The following is a 19899-nucleotide window of genomic DNA, read 5'->3' as shown; positions in this document are numbered from 1 at the left end:
ACAATGAGAGATCCCTTACGCCAACACTCCGTCGGTAGTGACGGTGCATCCAATTCCGACGTACTTTTTGACGTCGTGAATGGCGTCGGTATTGTCACACTGAATCGGCCTCGCAAGCTGAACTCGCTGACTCACGCCATGGTCCTGCAGATATCGACGCGTCTCAGCGCGTGGAAGACGCAGCCCGACATCGTCGCGGTTCTGCTTCGGGGTTCTGGAGAAAAGGGGTTCTGCGCCGGTGGAGACATCAAGGCTCTCTACGACAGCTATGTGTCGGGAACAGCTGACTATCAGCGGTTCTTCATTGACGAGTATCGCCTGGACTTCGCAATCCACCGCTACCCCAAGCCAGTCGTCGCACTCATGGACGGGATTGTCATGGGGGGTGGAATGGGGCTTTCACAGGGCGCCCACCTTCGCCTCGTTACCCACCGGTCGAAGATTGCCATGCCTGAGACCGGGATTGGTTTGGTCCCGGATGTCGGCGCAAGCTGGTTCCTGTCGAAGATGCCAGTCGAGATTTCTCTCTATCTTGGGATGACTGGCTCGACAATCGGCGGTGCTGATGCTGTGCTGTGCGGTTTGGCAGATGCGGTCGTCGACGTCGCAGTAGTCGACGACGTCGTGCCGCGTCTAGCGGAGATCCAATGGCAAGGCGACCCGCTGGGCGACCTGAAACGGGCATTCATCCCCACGCAGGCGCTCGGAACAGAAGCCGCGCCGGCTTTACTCCAGAATCTCCCGAAAATCGTTCGCCACTTCAACGCGGAGCGCTCTCTCGCTGACGTCATGGATCGGTTGCAGGCCGACGGTGGCTCGTGGGAAGAGCAGACGCTCCGAACGTTACGGTCTCGGTCCCCACTTATGACCGAAGTAACGCGGGAAATGCTTCGGCGCGGTCGGAGACTCGACCTGGCTGCCTGCTTCCAAATGGAGTTGAACGTCGCCTGTCACGCCTTCACGGACGGAGACTTCATCGAAGGCGTGCGCGCCCTCATCATTGACAAGGATTCTGCCCCCGGATGGCGAGTGACGGATGCAAGTTCGATCGCTTCAACGACTGTGGACGCGTTCTTTTCCAACTTATGGGGAAGCCAGGGAAACCACCCTCTTGGCGCGCTTGGAACAGAACACCTGCAATCGTTACCCGCAACCACGGGCAGCGACGCCGATGCCGAGCATCCGCCGCGGAGCTCGACGTTTTCGTTGCCCCTCCTTTAGACATTGCAGCTCAATGCCACATGCACGGCAACGGTTAAGCACAACCATCCCCATGCCAGGCGCGGGCTCGGTCGAACCTCCCTGATCCCATCTACCTCTCGTCTGAGCCATCGGAACTATCGTTTCCTGCCCCGGTAGATAGGCACTCGCGGGCGAGGACCTGTCCTAAAGCGCGGGCCAACCCGAGTAGCGCGGTGCGTCGAAACCGGGCAATATTTCCCGAAAACCGATCTCATACAGGAATGGAACTTCGGCAATTGCGCTACTTCGTCGCCGTCGTCGAACTGGGCAGCTTGTCCAAGGCGGCGGATGCCGTACACGTCTCCCAGTCGGCTCTAAGCCTTCAGATCGCCAGGCTGGAGGACGAGCTTGGGACGCAACTATTGGCTCGCAGTTCGCGCGGAGTGGTGCCAACCGAAGCGGGAACGGATTTCTGCCGCCGAGCACGCGGCGTCCTGCAGCAGATCAGTCTGATGAAGGAGAAGGCGCCTCACAGTGCCACTGGATTGAGAGGCACCGTAACCATTGGACTTCCCGCCAGCGTTGCCCAGGCGATCTCAGTGGAGTTCATCACTCGGGCCAAGACTCGCCACCCTGCGGTTACACCTTGCATCTTCGAGTATCCAAGCTCATACCTCGCCGAGCTATTGGTCAACCATCGTCTCGACCAGGCGCTTCTGTTCATGGAAGACCTCGCGCGCGGCATCGAAGCAATGCCTTTGCTCATTGAGGATTTCTACCTGGTTGGTATCCCGGGATCGCCGGAGGGAGGCGCGAGCAGCATCACGCTTATGCATGACCATCCGATGGTCATGCCGGCACTCCCAAACAATGTTCGAACGATTGTGGAGAAGGCTTGCGAAGAAGCAGGCATTCGGCCAAACATCGTCGCTGAGGGCTCGAACCCGCAGACATTGTTGAGATTGGTACGCGCGGGTCTGGGCGGAACCGTCCTTCCGCTCTCAGTGCTCCTGCCCAATGACATCGATACGACGCCGGCAGTTCACATCAATCCTCCGCTCTCGCGCAAGCTCGCTTTATGTCGAGCGGTGGACGTTCCTCAAGAACCCCTTCAACTTGCCATCCGCGACCTGATCGTGGAGGTAATCGATGACCTCGTTGAAGGGGGCGCCTGGCCTGGCGTCAGGCGGTTTGCGCGGTGAGACCCGCCGCGCATTCGTCGCGGGCATGGTCCGCCACCGTTAAAGTGCCGTCGTATCCCAGGCATACGCCTTCAGCACAAAGGGCGGCATAGTCGTCTGACTCTACCCCGATGCTGCCAAGCAGTTCCTTGGTGTGTTCACCGAGGAACGGGGCCGCTGTACGCGCCGGCTCGTTTTCCCCGTCGAAGTGCAAGGGCAGTCCGATCGCCTTTGCCTTCCCACCGTTGGAATCAGCCACGTCGATTACCATGTCAACGGCTCGGGTCTGCTCATGATTCAGAGCCTCATCGACGGTTTGCACCGGGCCAGCAGGTACGCCCGCCGCGATAAAGGCCTCCTCCCACTCGGCGCGAGTGCGCTCAGCAAGAGCGCCGTTAAGCACCCTTTCCAACGCACCACGATTTTCCAATCGAGACTTCGGCGTCGCAAACCGGTCGTCCACCTCCCACTCTGGCTTTCCCACAACCTTGCAGATTCTCTTCCAGTTCGTGTCGTTACCACCCCCGATGGCAAGGTCGCCATCCGAACATCGATAAGTTTGGTAAGGCGCGATGATTGGATGAGCCGTGCCCAAACGTTCGGGCAGCTTCCCTGCCGAAAAGAAGAGTGCGGCATACCAGTACAGCTGTTGGATAGAAACCTGCAACAGTGACGTCTGGACCCACTGCCCCTTCCCTGTCCGCAGTCGATGAACGTATGCCGCCAGCGCACCCAGGGCCGCCATGACGCCCGCATTGATGTCCGCGATGGGTACACCTGGCTTCACCGGCGGTCGGTCTGCCTCCCCGGTAACGCTGATTAGTCCTGCGAAAGCTTGCAGCACGAGGTCGAAGCCCCCATGGTCGGACATAGGGCCCTTGAGCCCGTATCCGCTCACAGACAAGCAGATGAGCTGTGGATTCGCCTTTCTGAGGACCTCCGGTCCCAGTCCAAGGCGTTGCAGCGTACCAGGCCTGAAGTTCTCGGTCAGAATGTCCGCGGCCTCTACCAGCTTCAGCAGCAGCTCTCGCCCCTTTTTTGTTCGAATATCCATCGCGACTGACTTCTTTCCTCGATTAATCATCTGGAAAGATGCCGGCATCTCGTTCGGCTTACCCGAGTTATTAAAGGCACGCGCATCATCGCCACCTTTGATCTTCTCGATCTTGATGACCTCAGCTCCAAGATCCGCGAGCATGAGGCCGCAGATTGGACCGGCCATGATCTGCGACAGTTCGAGAACTCTGACGCCCGCGAGCGGGCGCTGCGCAGTCAACTGAAGATTCTCCATCATCATGCACCCTTGAAGTTCGGTGCGCGTTTTTCGGCCCAAGCCGAGAGACCTTCGCGCAGGTCCTGGCTCTGGAGGCTCATGTCAAAGCCTTCCCTGGCATAGACGTCGTCGTACTCCGCGCGAGCGGCGGCGTTGAGCACTTGCTTCATTCGCGCGGACACCGTGGGCGCTTGGGCCAGGAGCTTCTCAACAAGCGTGTCTACCGCGTGGTCCAGGCGTTCGCCATCATGCACCTCGTCGAGGTAGCCAATTTCCAGCATTTCGGCATAGCCGATCGTGCTCGACGTCAAGAAGAGCTTCTTCGCGCCTGCCAAACCAAGACGGCTTACCCAGCGCCGGATTCCGTGGGGATAGTAGTGAAGTCCGAGCTTCGCCGCGGGCATGAACATCTGAACGCCCACGCGTGCCAAGCGGAAATCGCAAGACATGACCAGGTCGGTCGCACCACCGTAGACGGGACCATTCACCTTTGCAATGGTGATGGCGCGAAGACTTTCCAAGCGGTCGGTGAGGACTTCAAACTGCCTTGCACCATCAGCGGACCCTCGCAGAATTCCAAGATGGAAACCGGAGCTGAATGCTTTCTCGGAGCCAGAGAACACCACCACTCGGACAGACGGATCCGCTTCGATACGGTCGAAGTGCCGGTGCAACTCCGCGATATCCTCTGGCTGAACACGATTGTGGACGTCCGGGCGACGGAAGCGGATTTCTGCTCGGGGCCCGAAGATCTCAAGCGAGGGCAGCCCTCCAGTCGACTTGACGTTCGTTTCAACGGCCATGGCGCTTGCATTCGACATCACTAACTCCTTCTTGATTTAGTCTGCCCGCAGTCCAGCACTGCGAACCAGTTGAGTGGACACTGCGTAATCTGCATCGATGAAGGCTTTCATGGCCTTTGTATCGACGGGGTCAACCTGGCCGCCGAGGTCCGCGATCTTGCGCCGCACCTCCGCATCGGTGAGCGCCTCGTTGGTGGCCTTGTTCAACCGATTGACGACGTCATTGGGGGTGCCCTTCGGAGCGAACAGCGCGAGCCATGTGAGATGCTCGTATCCGGGTATGCCAAACTCTGCGGCAGCTGGAATGCCTTCCGCGCTTGGCCATCTCTGCTTCGAGGTCACGGCGAGCGCTCTGACTTTGCCCGCTTTGATGAGTGGGGTCGCAGCAACGAGCGTCGCAATGGCTACGGGAATCTGCCCCCCTGCCACGTCGCTCAGCGAGGGGCCAGAGCCGCGATAAGGCGCATGTACGAGCTTGATTCCCGCTGCTCGTGCAAATAGCTCACCCGAGATATGGCTGGGCGTTCCAATGCCTGCGCTGCCATACGCTATTGACTCAGGCTTGGCCTTTGCCGCCTCTATCAGTGCCTGGAGCGACGTGTAAGGTGAGTTTGCGGGGACGACGATGACCGAAGGTCCGCGCATGAGGATTGCAACGGGCTTCAAGTCCTCGAGCTTGTAACCAGCGTCCGGATATAGCGTCGGATTGATCGTATGGTTATTCGACGTAACGAGCAGAGATGCCCCATCCGGAGCAGAGCGCGCAACGGCTTGCGTCGCCAGGTTGCCTCCTGCGCCCGGCTTGTTCTCCACAATCACAGACCGTCCCAATTGTCCGGTCAGTTTCGCGGCAACCAGTCGGGCGACTGCGTCGCCACTGCCCCCAGGCGAAACGATGACGACTAGCTTCATCGGAGTATCGTGCGCTTCCGCGCGTGTCCCGTGCATGGTTATGGACAATAGGATGCCTAGGACCGCAGAGGCGAACCGGTGGCATCGTTGGGTGCGGTGCATGTTGTCTCCTGACTGTCTGGCTCTGAATGGCCTGGTGTCCGACCACTGTATGAATCCGTCGGCCAACGCACAATCAGTAATTCAAGCTGCCGGTATCTCGAAAACTCATGGCGCATGCACCACGACCGACTTGGAAACGTGACAACACCACCTGAGACAACACGCCGCACCCGCACCCCAGCAAAACCCTGCGTTTTGTTTTAAACTTTCAGAAATTCTTGAAAATTCAAAACAGACAATGCAGCTCTCGCCCCTGATCCAGCGCTTTGTCCTCCACTTCGGTGAGATGGGCAGCCGCTGGGGGATCAACCGAACGGTTGGTCAGATCTATGCCCTGCTCTTCACTGCGGCACGTCCGCTGAACGCCGACGAGATTGCCGAGTCACTGGGCTTTTCGCGCTCGAACGTCAGCATCGGGCTCAAGGAACTGGAGTCCTGGAACCTGGTGAAGCTGTCGCACCAGCCGGGCGATCGTCGCGAATACTTCTCTGCGCCGGACGATGTCTGGGCGATCTTCCGCACGCTGGCCGAGGAACGGCGCCGGCGCGAGATCGATCCGACCTTGTCGATGCTGCGCGAAGTCCAGCTGGAAACGCCGCTGTCCGACGAGGACCGGCACGCGCAAGCCCGCATGAAGGAAATGTACGGGCTGATCCTGCTGGTGACTACATGGTTTGGCGACATGCAGAAGCTTGACGTCGCCACACTGGAAAAGTTGATGCGCCTGGGCTCGCGCGTCACCAAGCTGCTGGATGTCAAGGACCGGCTCACGTCAGCCATTGGCTTGGGCGGAGACAAGTCCGTCAAGGCCGCCAAGGCCCCCGCCAAGACCGCCACCAGCAAAGCCCCCGCAAAGTCTGCCCGCCCCCGCAAGGAGTAATCCGTGTTTGCAAGTGTCGATCCGGTGATACTGGCGCGCATCCAGTTCGCCGCGAATATCACGTTCCATATCCTGTTCCCCACCATCAGCATCTCGCTGGCGTGGGTGTTGCTGTTCTTCAAGCTGCGCTACAACAAGACCGGCGACGAAAGCTGGATGGATGCATATCGCGTCTGGGTCAAGATCTTTGCGCTGACGTTCGCGCTAGGTGTGGTCAGCGGCATCACCATGAGCTTCCAGTTCGGTACCAACTGGCCCGGCTATATGGAGACCGTTGGCAATATCGCCGGCCCGTTGCTGGCCTATGAAGTGCTGACGGCATTCTTCCTGGAGGCCACGTTCCTGGGCATCATGCTGTTCGGCATGCGTCGCGTCAGCAATCGCACGCACACCATCGCCACGCTGCTGGTGGCCGGCGGTACCACGTTGTCGGCGTTCTGGATCCTGGCTTTGAACTCGTGGATGCAAACCCCGGCAGGCTTCGAGATGATCGACGGCCGCGCGCATGTGGTCAGCTGGATCGCGGTCATCTTCAATCCGTCGTTCCCGTACCGGCTGGTGCATATGCTGCTGGCTTCGGGCCTGACCGTGTCGTTCCTGCTTGCGGGTATCTCGGCCTATCGGTGGCTGAACAACGACCGCAGCCGCGAGGTCATGCATTCGCTGCGTACCGGCGTGATGCTGGCGGCAATGCTGATCCCGCTGCAGATCGTGGCCGGCGACCTGCATGGTCTCAATACGCTGCATCATCAGCCCGCCAAGATCGCGGCGATGGAAGGCATCTGGAAGACCGAAAAAGGTGCGCCTGCCGTGCTGTTCGGCCTGCCCAATGCAACCACGCAATCGAACGATTTCGAGATCGCGATCCCGAAGCTGGCCTCGCTCTACCTGACCCACGAGATCGATGGCGAGATCAAGGGTATCGACGCATTCGGTGATCGTCATCCGCCCGTGGCGCCGCTGTTTTTCGCGTTCCGCATCATGGTGGGCGTGGGCCTGCTGATGCTGGCCGTCTCGTGGCTCGGCACATGGCAGTTGCGCAGGAACGGTGCGCCATCGCCGTGGCTGGCACGTGTGCTGGTGGCGATGACGTTCTCGGGCTGGATCGCGCTGGTGGCCGGCTGGTATGTCACCGAGATCGGCCGGCAGCCCTATCTGGTCTACGGCGTACTGACCACCGCGCAGGCTGCATCGAAGGTGCCGGCCACGATGATCGGCACCACGCTGGCGATGTACCTGTCGCTCTATCTGCTGCTGATCGTGGCGTATATCTCGGTGGTATTCCATCTGGCACGCAAGGCCGGCAAGAACAAGGACCACGACATGCAACCCGCCCTTGCCGGCGCACCCAGGAGCGCACAATGAACCCGGCCACGATTCATGACCTGACCCAGCCGGCCGGCTGGATGCCGCTGGTGTTCCTGGCGTTGATGGGCCTGTCGATGCTGATCTACGTGATCCTCGATGGCTATGACCTCGGCGTTGGCGTGCTGCTGCGCCGTGCCGACGATGCGGACAAGGACACCATGATCGCGTCGATCGGGCCGTTCTGGGATGCCAATGAAACCTGGCTGGTGCTTGGCGTGGGGCTGTTGCTTACGGCATTCCCGCTGGCGCACGGCGTGATCCTGACCAACCTGTACTTGCCCGTGGCAATGATGTTGGCAGGGCTGATCATTCGTGGCGTGGCGTTCGACTTCCGTGTCAAGGCGCGCGATCCGCACAAGCCATGGTGGAACTTCGCGTTCTATGCCGGTTCGCTGCTGGCGAGTTTCTCGCAAGGGCTGATGCTGGGGCTGTACATCACGGGCTTCCGCTATGACCTGCCCAACCTGCTGTTCGCCGTGGCGGTAGGTTTGTGCCTGGTGGCCGGCTACTGCCTGCTGGGTGCCTCCTGGCTGATCATGAAGACCACCGGCTCCCTGCAGTTGCGCGCGATCTACTGGGCACGGCGCAGCCTGTGGCTGACCGCGATCGGCGTGGCCGCCATCTCGGTGGCCACCCCGCTGGTCAGCCAGCGCATCTTCGACAAGTGGTTCGAACTGCCGAACATCATCCTGCTGGCACCGATTCCGCTATTGACGATGGGGCTGTTCGTGGTCATCGAGCGATTCCTGCGCCGCATGCGCGACCTGCATGCGAGCGGTAACGATCGCTGGTGCTGGGTGCCGTTTGCGGGTACGGCCGTGATCTTCCTGATGGCATTCAATGGCCTGGCCTATAGCCTGTTCCCGTACCTGGTAGTGGATCGGATCGATATCTGGCAGGCGGCCAGCGCACCGGAGTCGCTGATGGCGATTTTGGTGGGCGCGGTGATCGTGCTGCCCACCATCCTGGGCTATACGGCGTACGCCTACCGGGTGTTCTGGGGCAAGGCCACGGACCTGCGGTACGACTAACCATCCGGCGTCGGACGCCTGCGCTTGCCGCCGAATAGGCTCGGCTTTGGGCGTCTACTCACGAAATTGGCGTGGTGGCGGGTCATGCATGATGCTGGAGTATCTTGCACTGACGAGCCACCATGCCAAAGTCCACCCAAGCCGCCTCAAAACCTCTTACCGAAGCCCAGCAGCGCGAGCAGGATATCGCGCTGGTCCTGCAGGCTGCCATTGCCCAGCACGCGACCGGCGCCCATGCCGACGCCCAGGCGCTGTACGAGGTCATCGTCAACGCCGCTCCGGAACAGGCGGACGCCCGCTTCGGCCTGGCCATGCTGCTGGTGCAGATGGACCAGCCGACTGAAGCGCTGCCGCACTTCGAAGCTGCACTGGACGTGAATCCGGACAATGCGGATTGCTGGGTCAACTATATTCGCGCGCTGGACTTGCTGGGCCACTCGGCATCGGCCTGGATCGCCGTCAATATTGCGCAGAAGCGCGGCATCAACAGCGAGGCATTCACGTGGCAGGTTGCACAGCTGGCGCCGCCCCCGGCCCAGTTTGTCGCCGCGCCTGCCGCCAAACCCAAGGCACGCCGCACCGTGCGCAAGCCCAAGGCAGTCGCCGAGGCAAGCGCCGAGGAAAGTGCTGTGCCACTGGAAGTGGTTGCCACGCCCAAGCCGCGCGTGCGCCGTACCGTGCGCAAGGCAGAAGCCGTCGTCGGAGCCTGACGCAGCAGTGCGGCCTGGAGTGCATCAGGGTGTATGCTGGCGGAAGCCAGTTATCGCCCTGTAACCGACCTTGTCCGCTGCTCCGGAATCTCCCAACAAAACGTCTTCTACCGCCTCCGGCCCGCTGCTGCAGCGTCTGCGAAGCCACGCCGGCGCGCACGTACGCGCGCTGACCCGCAGCAACTCCGGGCTGACGCTCGACTACGACAACCCACCCGGCGACCCTGGGTTGTTCGGCCCGGACGCAGTTTGCTGGCGCGTCCACGCCGATTTCCCGGCCATGCTGGCCGGCGGCGTCAGCGCCTTGCTCTTGCAGGCGCTTCATCCGCGCGCGCTGGCTGGCGTGTGGGACCACTCTTCTTTCCGAACCGACATGCAGGGCCGCCTGGGCCGTACCGCGCAGTTCATCGCCGGCACCACCTATGGCAGCCGCGCCGACGCCATGCAGCTGATCGAACGCGTGCGTCGCATTCATGCATCGATCAAGGGCACTGCGCCCGATGGACAACCGTACGCGGCCGATGATCCTGACCTGCTGACATGGGTACATGTGGCGGAGGTATCGAGCTTCATGGCCGGGTATCTGCGCTATGTAGGGCCGCTATCCGTGGCGGAGCAGGATCGGTATTTCGAGGAAGAAGCGCGCGTGGCCGCATTGCTGGGCGCACCCGACGTGCCGCGCTCACGTGCCCAGGTGGATGCCTATCTGGATGCGCAGCGACCTGGTCTGGTCAATAGCGAACGCACGCGCGAAGTCGTACGGCTGGTGATGACAATGCCTGTAGCCAATCCACTGCTGGTGCCAGCGGTCAGGACCATGGCAGATGCGGGTGTGGCGCTATTGCCGCCCTGGGCGCGCCAGATGCTTGGGCTGCACCGTCCATCCTTGCGCCGTTCACTGGCGCTTGCCGGCATGCGTGGTCTTGCACCAACGTTGCGCTGGGCACTTGGACCAGGCCTGGCGGCGCGTGCGCGGCGCAGGGTGGCGGCTGTTCCGGCGAACGACAAGCCTTAGAAAAGCTGTCGGTGGTCTCCCCTCGCCCGCTGGCGGGAGAGGGGCGGGGGAGAGGGCCAGCGGTTCAAGCTGGAACAAGTCGCAATTTGAACCTCACGCCCTCTCCCCCAGCCCCTCTCCCGCACAGCGGGAGAGGGGAACAAAGACACTCACGCGTTACGCAAACGTGTCTACTTCGCCGCGTGCCAGCGTGCGTGGTGCGCGTGGCGTGGCGGGAGCGGCCGGAGCTGCCGTATCGTTGCCGAAGCCCGTCGACTGGCCGAAGCTGTTGCCGTTGCTGGCCTGACGTTGCTGTTGCTGTTGGCCACCGTTGCCGGCCTGGGCAAAGCTGTCGGCGCCCACCGAGGTCTGGCCCAGCTGGATGCCGGCTTCGGCCATCGACGTGCGCAGATGCGGCAGTGCGGCTTCCACGGCGGCGCGTACGGCCTGGTGTGGTGACACGAACTGGGCTTGCGCCTGGTCGTTGACCACATTCAGCACGACCTTCAGCGGACCCAGGTTGGGCGGGTTCAAATCCAGCTCGGCAGTCTGGTTGCCTTGCGTGGACATGCGCACCATCTGCTGGCCCAGGGCCTGCGACCATTGGCTGTCATTGACGTTAGGCGCGATGACCGGGCGGGCTGCCGCTGCAGCAGCGGTAGCCTGCGCGGTATGAATCGGCGCTTGCGCGGCCATTGCCGATGCCAGCGTCGCGGCGCTGCTGGAATTGGTGGCGCCGGTATCCACGGCCTCGCCAGTACGCGCGCTGGCTTGCGCGGCGGCGAATGGCGTGACCGGTTGCGCGGTCTGCGCAGCCTGGGTGTTGTCGGTCTGGGTCAGCGCCGGCTGGTTTGATTGGCCGAGATTTGCGTGCTGCTGGCCAGCACTGCCCTGCCCGCGCGTATCCTGCGCGGCGGCCTGGGCCGGCGTGGTCACCGCGGCGGCGATCTTGTCCGCGGTGGTCGGCGTGTTGTTCTGCAGCGCGGCGCGTTGCTGGGCGATCAGCGCCAGTGTGTCGGTGGGGCTCGGCGTAGTGCCCTTGGCGGCCGTAGCAACCGTCGCGGCCGGCAGTTGGGCGTCGACCTGCGCCTGGAGTGCTGCGGCGTCGTCCGTAGTGGTGCTGGCAGCGGTCGTGGCTGCCGCCGATGCGGCTGCCTGCGTCGGCAGCGTGGGCAGGCCGGCGATCGCGCCGCCATTGAGCGGATCCACGCCAGCGGTGTTGACGGCGTTGGCGGCGTTGGCCTGCTGCGGGTTCACCGGCAACTGGGGCAGCAATGCGGCAGCGGCCAGTGCGGCCGCAACGGCGGCGGCATCGCTCGATGCGGTATCGTCGTCCGGGCAATCCTTGGTGTCGCTGTCTCCGCTATCCGTCTTGGCGGCGACCTTTGCCGAATCCTTCTGCGGCAGCGCGTTGTTCGCCGCCGGCTGCTGGGGCTTCTGCGCGGCAGTGTCCTTCGAGGCATCGGCCTGCTTGCCGTTGTCTTTCGGCGGGACCTTGACTTGCGAGGCGGCGGCCGGCGCGCCCTGCTGGTTGTCCTCGCGCGCACGCGACAGCACGTCGTGGAACAGGTTGGCGTCGGCGCCCTTGCTGGACGATGCGTCCGGCGATTTCAGGTTGTTCAGGGCGGCGGCATTGCCGACTAGCTGGCTGATATCGATCATTGTGGGTTCTGGCAGGTCAGTTCTGGCCGTTCACCGGCTGGCGGGCGATACGGGCTGCATATTCATCGTTGGCGCGCTGGTCGCGGCGCGTGGCAACCTGCTGCTCGCGCACTTCGGCGCGGGTAATCAGTGTTTCAAACGAGTTCTGGCGGCGCTTCTGTTGCTGCCAGTTGGCACGGCCGGCCAGCAAGTCGGCTTCGGCCTTGGCCAGCGCGCTGGTCTGCTGGCGAATCGCATGGTCGAGCGAATCCAGGAAACGCGAGAAATCGTGCCAGCGGCTCGACGTCATGCCCTCGGCGGCAATCGCCTGCATGCGCGCGCGATACTCGTGACGGTATTCGGTCAGCGCGTTGAGCTGCTGCTCGGCCTGCGTGCGCAGACCCTGCAGGCGGCCCAGTTCGCGCGTGGCCTTTTCCGTGTTGTCCTGGGCCAGGTCGGCCAGCGTGGTGAGCGGTGAAGTCTTAGCCATGGTTTGTGACTCCGATGGTCGCGTGCAACTGGGCGATCGACACCTCATAGTCGGCGCGTTCGTGGATGTCCTGCTGCAGGAATGCCTCCATGCGCGGATGCAGGCGAATCGCGAGATCAAGCTCCGGATCGTTGCCGGGCACATAGGCACCGACGCTGATCAGGTCGCGGTTGCGCTGGTAGCGCGACATCAACTGCTTGAACCGCCGCACGGAGGCAAACTGCGACGGCTCGATCAGCGCGGTCATCGCGCGGCTGATCGAAGCTTCCACGTCGATGGCCGGATAGTGACCAGCCTCGGCAAGACTGCGTGACAGCACGATGTGGCCGTCCAGAATGGCGCGCGCTGAATCGGCGATCGGATCCTGCTGGTCGTCGCCCTCGGTCAGCACCGTGTAGAACGCGGTAATCGAGCCACCGCCTTCCGGACCATTGCCGGTACGTTCCACCAGCGTCGGCAACTTGGCGAATACCGAAGGCGGATAGCCCTTGGTGGCCGGAGGCTCGCCGATGGCCAGCGCGATTTCACGCTGGGCCATCGCGTAACGGGTCAGCGAATCCATGATCAGCAGCACGTGCTGGCCCTTGTCGCGGAAGTACTCGGCCAGGCGCGTGGCATACGCTGCGCCCTGCATGCGCAACAGCGGCGAGCAGTCGGCCGGCGCGGCCACCACGACCGAGCGTTTGCGACCTTCCTCGCCGAGAATGTTCTCGATGAATTCCTTCACTTCGCGACCGCGCTCGCCAATCAGGCCCACCACGATCACGTCGGCGTTGGTGTAGCGGGCCATCATGCCCAGCAGCACCGATTTACCCACGCCGGAGCCTGCGAACAAGCCCATGCGCTGGCCGCGGCCCACGGTCAGCATGCCGTTGATGGCACGCACACCGGTGTCCAGCACGGTTTCGATCGGGGCACGCATCAGCGGGTTGATCTGCGTACCGGCCAGCGGTACTTCGCTGGCGGCCGTGATCGGCCCAAGCCCGTCAAGCGGACGGCCGGCGGCATCGAGCACGCGGCCCAGCAGTCCATCGCCCACCGGCAATCGCTTCGAACCTGGCTCGCGCGGTGCACTGACGCCCTTGGGCAACGGCGACGGTTCCAGCGGATAAACACGCGCGCCGGGCACCAGGCCGGCCACGTCCGATTGCGGCATCAGGTAGAGGCGGTCGGCGCCGAAGCCGACCACTTCGGCCTCCGCGGTGCGCGGACCGCCATGCGAATGCTGGCCGGCCGGCAGTTCGATGAGACAGTCGCTGCCTACCGGCATGCGCAGGCCCACGGCTTCCAGCACCAGGCCAGCGGCGCGGGTCAGGCGGCCACAGGTTCGCTTGCTGTCGATTTCGGCGATGCTGGTCGACGCCGATGCCAACGCATCGCGCCAGCGCCCGGTATGTGCCGATGCGGCGTCATGCGCCGTGGCCTGGGGTTCATGCATGCGGGGGCTCCCACGGATCGTTGCGGCCCAGCGCCTTGATCACGCGTTCCCAGCGCGTACCCAGCGTGGCATCGAGTTCACCACTGGCAGCGCTGGCAATGCAGCCGCCGCGTGCCACGGTGGCATCCGCGCGCAGGGTCCAGCCGGCGCCTTCGAGTTCGCCTTGCAGGTGGGTTTCCACCAGCGTCATGTCTTCGGGATTGAGCAGCAGGCAGGGCGCGCCGGACAGCGGCGGCTCGGCATTGATCAGTTCGCGTGCCGCCGGGATCAGCGCGGCCGGATCGATTTCCATCGTCTTGCGCACCAACTGGCGCGCCACGTCGAGTGCCAGCGCGATCAAGGCCTCGGAGATTTCGGTATCGACGCGGCCCAGCGCTTCGCGGAAATTGCCGGCCAGTTCCTGCAGGCGAGCGGCTTCATTGCGTGCGGATTCCAGACCGCGCGCATAGCCTTCACGGTGACCGTCACCGTAGCCCTGGGTCTGGCCCTGGGTATAGCCTTGCGCATAACCTTCCTTGCGTGCGCCTTCGCGCATCGCATCGAGGGCTGCGAAATCGACTGGCGGCGGGGGCGGCGGCTCGACCGGCAGTTGTGCCTCGAGTACCTTGCGCAGTGCCTCGCGCGGATCGAGCGAATCCATCTGCCAGCGCTTCCAGGCATCGCCACCCATGCGGCTGCGCGCAGGGGGCTCGAAGCCCTGGAAGCCTTCGTCGCTTTGATGCAGGTTCGTGAGACCGCCGGATCCTTGCGTGCTGCCAGGCGCGCTGGGCGCACCAAAGAACCCGGGATCGCCGCGGCCCGGGCCGCGGCCTGCGGCAAGGCCGCGCTCAAACGTAGGCATCGTCTCCTCCGCCAATCTGGATTTCGCCGGCCTCGGCCAGGCGTCTCACCACCTGCAGGATGGCCTTCTGCTCGGCCTCGACCTGCGATACACGTACCGGACCCAGTGCATCCAGGTCTTCGCGCAGCATCTCGCCGGCACGCGTCGACATGTTGCGGATGAACTTGTCGCGCAGTTCCTGCTGCGCGCCCTTGAGCGCGACGATGAGCGATTCGGTAGCAACTTCCTTGAGCACGCGCTGGATGCCGCGGTCGTCGATCTCCAGCAGGTTCTCGAACAGGAACATCTCGTCGATGATCTTCTGCGCCAGGTCCGCGTCGTGCGTGCGCACGCCGTCGATGACCGCTTCCTCGTGGGCCGTGCTCATCAGGTTGATGATCTCGGCCGCCGTGCGGACACCGCCCATGCGGCTGCGCTTCAGGCTCTGGCCTGCCAGCAGCTTGGTCAGCACATCGGTCAGTTCCTGCAGCGCGCCCGGCTGTACGCCGCCGAACGTGGCGATACGCAGGATCACGTCGTTGCGCAGGCGTTCCGTGAAGAAGCCCAGCACTTCCGAAGACTTCTGGCGGTCCAGGTGGATCAGGATCGTGGCGATGATCTGCGGGTGTTCGTCCTTGATCAGCTCGGCCACCGACGTTGCATCCATCCAGTTCAGCGAATCGATGCCACCGCCCGGATCGCGCGATTCGAGGATGTCCTCGATCACCGACAGCGCACGCTCCTCGCCCAGCGCCTTGTTCAGCACGCTCTTGATGAACGAGCTCGAATCGACGTTCAGTGCCAGGTACTGTTCGGTCTCGCCACGGAATTCCGACAGCACCTCGGCCATTTCCTCGCGGGTCACCGCCGACAGGCCGGCCATGGCCGAACCCAGCTGCTGCACTTCGCGCGGCGACAGATGCTTGAAGACTTCGGCGGCTGCGTCTTCGCCAACCGCCATCATCAGGATGGCGCTCTTCTGCAGGCCCTTCTCGGGGGCTCCCTTGTTAGCCTTCGTCATTTGCCATCCAAGTCTTGATTACGCTGGCAACCAGGCGCGGGTCGCGTTGCGCGGCGTCGCGCACCAGCGCGAGGTCGCTTTCGTACTTCGCGGCAAGGCGCAGCACTTCCGGATTGGTTTCCTCTTCCGGCGGCAGCAGGACGGCTTCCGCGGTGGCTTCCGATGCGTCCGTTGGTGCGGGCAGCGGCGGCGCGGTGTACTTGCGCAGCACCGGACGCGCCACCTTGAACCACAGGAAGATGCCCAGGATGGCCAGCAGCAGGTAGCCGACACCGGTCTTGGCCAGGTCGATCATCTGCGGCTGCTTCCACAGCGGCAGTTCCGGTTCCTTTTCGTTTTCGGCCGTGAACGGGCTGTTGACCACGTTCAGCGAATCGCCGCGATCTGCGGAGAAGCCCATTGCTTCCTTTGTCAGGTTCTCGATCTGGGCCAGTTCCTTGGCCGACAGCGCTTCAGTGACCGGCTTGCCCTTGGCGTCGACCTTGCTGCGGTAGTTCACCACCACGGCCACCGACAGGCGCTTGACACCGCCCGGGGCCTGCTGCACGTGACGCACCGTACGATCGAGCTCGTAGTTGGTGGTGGCATCGCGGCGGTTGCTGCTCGGGCCGGTCTTCTCGGCGGTCTGCGTAGCCTGGTTGGCCTGGGCCGGCGGATTCGGCTGGCCGGGCTGGCGCGGCGGCTGCGGCGTGGTGACCGGAGCCACGGCGGCGGCCGGCGGCTGGTTCGACAGCGCGCCCGGCACGCCGCCCACCGGCGACGAACCTTGCTGGTTCGATTCGCTGGTCTGCTGGCTGCGGATGGCCGCCTTGGTTGGGTCCTGGTTGGGCTTGAAGCTCTCGTCGGTGTGCTCTACCGACGCGAAGTCCACATCGGCAGTGACCTGGGCGTGGACGTTGTCCTTGCCAAGGATCGGCGTGAGGATCGATTCCACACGCTTGACGTAATTCTGTTCGACCTGCTGGACGTACTTGAGCTGCGTGGCGTCCATCGAGCGGTCGCTGGAACCCGACAGCAGGTTGCCGTGCTGGTCCACGATCGAGATCGACTTCGGGGTCAGTTCCGGCACGCTCGACGACACCAGGTGCGTGATCGCGGCAACCTGGCCTTCATCGATGGCACGGCCCGGGTAAAGCTGCAGCACCACCGACGCGGTCGGCTTCTGGCGTTCGCGTACGAACAGCGTGGGCTTGGGGATGGCCAGGTGCACGCGTGCCGACTGCACGGCCCCGATCGACTCGATCGACCGGGCCAGCTCGCCTTCCAGCCCGCGCTGGTAGTTCACCTGCTCGGCAAACTGGCTGATGCCGAACTTCTGGTTGTCCATCAGTTCCATGCCCGTGGTACCGCTCTTGGGCAGGCCCTGGCTGGCCAGGCGCAGGCGGGTCTCGTGGACCTTCTCCGACGGCACCATCACCGCACCGCCACCTTCGGCGAACTTGTACGGCACGTTCATCTGCTGCAGCGACTGGATCACCGCGCCGCCGTCGCGCTCGGACAGGTTCGTGTACAGGACCTTGTAGTCCGGCTGGCGCGACCACATCACGCCCACGGCAATCGCGGCAACCAGCGCCGCGCCGCCCAACATCAGGGGCAGACGCGGATTGGCCTTCAGTTTGTCGACCAGGGCCGCGCCGTTCGGCAGGGTGGCGGCCGCGTTCATGCGCGCATCTCCGGCTTGGCCGGGTAAACCCTGCCCTTGCCACTCTGGCCTTTGCTGCCGTTATTCATCTCGGCACGGCTCACACTACGCTGCTGAAAAAACACGCGCACTCCCCGCGATAGTTGATATTTCATGAGCCGTGGGCGGTTGGTGCAACGCGCTACCGACCGCCAGATTCGGCACGGTAGCGATGATCAGCCAGAAGGTGGAAGAACAATCGGCTGAATAGGCGAGGTTTTCCCGCCGATTTCGTGCTTTGGGGGATGCGGGAGGATCAGTACAGTGCGAGGGCTGAAACAGGATCGAAAGTGGCGCTTGCGCCGCGTTCGCCCTGATCTCCGACTTACCAACCTGTACGTGCGATGACTATTTCTTCCATCGAGGGCATGCTCCAGCAAATGCGCGGCCTCGCGCAGGTAGCTGGCGGCGGTACTGCCCCCCAGACGCCTTCGGCCGCGACCGAAGGCTTTGCCGGTGAACTGCAGCGTTCGCTGCAACGCCTGAATGCCACGCAGGACCGTGCCTACGGCAAGGCCGAGGCCTTTGAAATGGGCAAGCCTGGCGTGGCACTCAATGACGTGATGATCGACATGCAGAAGGCCAACATCTCGTTCCAGACCGCAGTACAGGTGCGCAATCGCCTGGCCGCCGCGTATCAGGAAATGATGAACATGCCGGTTTGATGTTTGGATTTGCTCCCCTCTCCCGCCTGGCGGGAGAGGGGAGTTAGATCGTCGCCAGCTGGGTGTTCTCGCCCGTCTCTACCGCATGCAGCCAGGCCAGCAATTCGGCCACCGCAACATAGAGCTGCGGCGGGATCTGGCTGTCCATGTCTACCTGCATCAACAGGTTCACCAGTGCCGGCGACCCGTGCACATAGACTCCCGCTTCACGGGCGCGCGTGATGATGGCGTCGGCGGACATGCCATAGCCCTTGGCCACCACGCGTGGCGCCTTGTCGGCGGCCTGGTAGGAAAGCGCGACGGCCACGCCGCGATCGTTGCTGCTGTCGCTCATGCCGATGCTCCCCCGTCTTCATCGCGTGTTTGCACGGACACATTGAGTAGCGCGATACCACGCGCATCGAGCTGGCCGCGAAAATCCATCCGCCCCTGAATCAGTTGCGCAGCCGTATCGGTATCTCCGGCCACCATGCGCACGTCAAGCCCCTGGGGACCCAGCGTCAGCACGGCGTCGATATTACCCAGACGCGGCAGTTCCAGCCGTACGCGCGTGCTCCACTGCGCTGCCGCGTCCGGTGTCTCGGCATGGCCGGCATCGCGCGACACTTCCCAATCGAACGGCATACCCGGCCACGCTTCGAGCGTGGCACGGAACTGCTGGGTTGCCAGCAATTCCAGCTGCTGGCGCACCACCCCTTCGCTGGCCGGATGCACGGGCGGTCCGGCATCCGGTCGGGTCTGTGCCGCGGTAGCGTCGGGCGCGTTCCAGGTGGCGATGATGGCCGCGCGCTGGGCTTGCGCGATGTGATGGCCGTCCTGCGACACCTCGGCCGTTACCTGGTAGGCATGTGCCGCGGCATTGGCGTGGGCTGCGCGGCGCTGCTCGGCGGGCGTGGCCGGCACTGCGTTGCCTTGCGCCGCCGCATGATTCGACTGCGCATTGTTCGTTTGCGGATTGCCCGGCGCGCCATGCGGCTGGGCGCCCTGCCCTGCCTGCGCTGAAGGTGCCGGTACACCGGTGCTGAGCGGATAGATGACCGGTCGCGTCAGTTCGGCCAGCAGCGTGGCGCTAGGCGGCGCGGACGACGGCTGTGCCGCAGGACCGCCATAGGGCAACAATGCCACCGGCGCACCAGCCGTCTGTGTGGGCGCCGATGGGTTGCCTGACGACTGTGGCGTACCCTGTGCCGGCATGCGCAGGGTAGCCTGGGGCTCCTGCAGCAGGCTGCTCAGCGGGCGCTGGCCCATGACCCACTGGGCCACATGGGATTCGTAGAACATGCCGCTCTGGTCCACCAGCGACGCGAGCGCATTCGACAGCGCCGTGGTGGCGTTGCTGCCCGCACCGGGTGCGCCGGGCAGCAGCGGCGTGTTGCCGCGCAGCGGCTGTGCGTCGCCACCATCGAACAGGTCAAGGATGGCTCGTGCCGCAAAGCTCAGCGTCTCGCGCGTGGAGCCGGTCTGGCCGGCCAGCCGTGGGTCGGCACCGCCGGGCAAGATGCTGTTCGGCTGGCGTGCCTGTACGGTACCGCCGGTGGACGACTGGACGTCGCCCTGGCTGACCTCGGGCACCGGCATCAGCGCGGCAAGCTTGTCGATGGCCAGCGCGGGGCGGCTGAGTTGCGGGTCCGGCGTCTGATGCGGAATCAGCGCCGAGGGAATCTGGATGCCGGTCATGGGCGCGTGTCAGCGGAAAGGGTCGGACGT

19 protein-coding genes are annotated in these 19899 nt (G+C 63.6%); 8 read left to right on the top strand and 11 right to left on the bottom strand.

The window, feature by feature from the left end:
- The first annotated feature begins 3 nt into the window (after positions 1 to 3).
- Together ACO550_RS06645 and ACO550_RS06640 are read left to right on the top strand one after the other, a co-directional pair.
- The gene (locus tag ACO550_RS06645) at positions 4 to 1221 is read left to right on the top strand and encodes a 3-hydroxyisobutyryl-CoA hydrolase (protein ID WP_315591629.1); all 1218 of its coding nucleotides are present in this window, start codon (positions 4 to 6) and stop codon (positions 1219 to 1221) included.
- Positions 1222 to 1463: 242 nt separating this feature from the next.
- Complete coding sequence (locus ACO550_RS06640; protein WP_315591630.1) at positions 1464 to 2384, top strand: LysR substrate-binding domain-containing protein; 921 nt, start codon at positions 1464 to 1466, stop codon at positions 2382 to 2384.
- On the opposite strand, the gene ACO550_RS06635 is transcribed toward ACO550_RS06640, so the two are convergent.
- The 3 genes from ACO550_RS06635 to ACO550_RS06625 are packed head-to-tail and all read right to left on the bottom strand — an operon-like array spanning position 2365 to position 5351.
- Positions 2365 to 3660 carry a CoA transferase gene (locus ACO550_RS06635; RefSeq protein ID WP_315591631.1) on the bottom strand — a complete coding sequence of 432 codons (1296 nt, stop codon included), beginning with the start codon at positions 3658 to 3660 and terminating at the stop codon, positions 2365 to 2367. The genes ACO550_RS06640 and ACO550_RS06635 overlap by 20 nt on opposite strands.
- Positions 3657 to 4457 carry an enoyl-CoA hydratase-related protein gene (locus ACO550_RS06630; RefSeq protein ID WP_315591632.1) on the bottom strand — a complete coding sequence of 267 codons (801 nt, stop codon included), beginning with the start codon at positions 4455 to 4457 and terminating at the stop codon, positions 3657 to 3659. The genes ACO550_RS06635 and ACO550_RS06630 overlap by 4 nt, the downstream gene beginning before the upstream one ends.
- Positions 4458 to 4475: 18 nt before the next feature.
- Positions 4476 to 5351 (bottom strand): tripartite tricarboxylate transporter substrate-binding protein, encoded by an 876-nt coding sequence (locus tag ACO550_RS06625; protein ID WP_315591633.1) that lies wholly within the window; start codon positions 5349 to 5351, stop codon positions 4476 to 4478.
- A 340-nt stretch (positions 5352 to 5691) separates the two neighbouring features.
- Here ACO550_RS06625 and ACO550_RS06620 point away from each other — a divergent pair, with 340 nt between their 5' ends.
- From ACO550_RS06620 to ACO550_RS06600, 5 genes are all read left to right on the top strand, one after another.
- Positions 5692 to 6333, top strand: coding sequence for a GbsR/MarR family transcriptional regulator (locus ACO550_RS06620; RefSeq protein ID WP_315591634.1), 642 nt, complete (start codon positions 5692 to 5694; stop codon positions 6331 to 6333).
- 3 nt (positions 6334 to 6336) lie between these two features.
- Positions 6337 to 7698, top strand: coding sequence for a cytochrome ubiquinol oxidase subunit I (locus ACO550_RS06615; RefSeq protein ID WP_315591635.1), 1362 nt, complete (start codon positions 6337 to 6339; stop codon positions 7696 to 7698).
- Positions 7695 to 8732, top strand: a complete 1038-nt coding sequence (locus tag ACO550_RS06610; protein WP_315591636.1) for a cytochrome d ubiquinol oxidase subunit II — start codon at positions 7695 to 7697, stop codon at positions 8730 to 8732. The genes ACO550_RS06615 and ACO550_RS06610 overlap by 4 nt, the downstream gene beginning before the upstream one ends.
- 122 nt (positions 8733 to 8854) lie before the next feature.
- Complete coding sequence (locus ACO550_RS06605; RefSeq protein ID WP_315591637.1) at positions 8855 to 9442, top strand: tetratricopeptide repeat protein; 588 nt, start codon at positions 8855 to 8857, stop codon at positions 9440 to 9442.
- A gap of 70 nt (positions 9443 to 9512) precedes the next feature.
- Positions 9513 to 10457 carry an oxygenase MpaB family protein gene (locus ACO550_RS06600; protein ID WP_315591638.1) on the top strand — a complete coding sequence of 315 codons (945 nt, stop codon included), beginning with the start codon at positions 9513 to 9515 and terminating at the stop codon, positions 10455 to 10457.
- 156 nt (positions 10458 to 10613) lie between these two features.
- Here the strand turns inward: ACO550_RS06600 and ACO550_RS06595 are convergent, their stop codons facing one another.
- The 6 genes from ACO550_RS06595 to fliF are packed head-to-tail and all read right to left on the bottom strand — an operon-like array spanning position 10614 to position 17509.
- Positions 10614 to 12098 (bottom strand): flagellar hook-length control protein FliK, encoded by a 1485-nt coding sequence (locus ACO550_RS06595; protein ID WP_315591639.1) that lies wholly within the window; start codon positions 12096 to 12098, stop codon positions 10614 to 10616.
- Between the two features lie 16 nt (positions 12099 to 12114).
- Positions 12115 to 12567 carry a flagellar export protein FliJ gene (fliJ, locus tag ACO550_RS06590; protein ID WP_315591640.1) on the bottom strand — a complete coding sequence of 151 codons (453 nt, stop codon included), beginning with the start codon at positions 12565 to 12567 and terminating at the stop codon, positions 12115 to 12117.
- On the bottom strand, positions 12560 to 14005 hold the full coding sequence (gene fliI, locus ACO550_RS06585) for a flagellar protein export ATPase FliI (protein ID WP_315591641.1): 1446 nt from the start codon (positions 14003 to 14005) through the stop codon (positions 12560 to 12562). The genes fliJ and fliI overlap by 8 nt, the downstream gene beginning before the upstream one ends.
- On the bottom strand, positions 13998 to 14846 hold the full coding sequence (gene fliH, locus ACO550_RS06580) for a flagellar assembly protein FliH (RefSeq protein WP_315591642.1): 849 nt from the start codon (positions 14844 to 14846) through the stop codon (positions 13998 to 14000). Before fliH ends, fliI begins: the two co-directional genes overlap by 8 nt.
- Complete coding sequence (gene fliG / locus ACO550_RS06575) at positions 14833 to 15846, bottom strand: flagellar motor switch protein FliG (protein ID WP_315591643.1); 1014 nt, start codon at positions 15844 to 15846, stop codon at positions 14833 to 14835. The genes fliH and fliG overlap by 14 nt, the downstream gene beginning before the upstream one ends.
- Complete coding sequence (fliF, locus tag ACO550_RS06570) at positions 15833 to 17509, bottom strand: flagellar basal-body MS-ring/collar protein FliF (protein WP_315591644.1); 1677 nt, start codon at positions 17507 to 17509, stop codon at positions 15833 to 15835. Before fliF ends, fliG begins: the two co-directional genes overlap by 14 nt.
- A gap of 362 nt (positions 17510 to 17871) precedes the next feature.
- Between fliF and fliE the strand changes: the two genes are divergently transcribed.
- Entirely contained in the window at positions 17872 to 18192 is a 321-nt protein-coding gene (gene fliE / locus ACO550_RS06565) for a flagellar hook-basal body complex protein FliE (protein ID WP_315591645.1), read from the top strand.
- A gap of 43 nt (positions 18193 to 18235) precedes the next feature.
- On the opposite strand, the gene ACO550_RS06560 is transcribed toward fliE, so the two are convergent.
- Both ACO550_RS06560 and fliK read right to left on the bottom strand, forming a co-directional pair.
- Entirely contained in the window at positions 18236 to 18526 is a 291-nt protein-coding gene (locus ACO550_RS06560; RefSeq protein WP_315591646.1) for an EscU/YscU/HrcU family type III secretion system export apparatus switch protein, read from the bottom strand.
- Positions 18523 to 19869 (bottom strand): flagellar hook-length control protein FliK, encoded by a 1347-nt coding sequence (gene fliK, locus ACO550_RS06555; RefSeq protein ID WP_315591647.1) that lies wholly within the window; start codon positions 19867 to 19869, stop codon positions 18523 to 18525. Before fliK ends, ACO550_RS06560 begins: the two co-directional genes overlap by 4 nt.
- Positions 19870 to 19899: the final 30 nt, after the last annotated feature.

It is taken from the genome of Cupriavidus sp., assembly GCF_057315035.1.
Note: the sequence above shows the minus strand (reverse complement) of the source record. Positions and strands in the feature narration are given on the sequence as shown.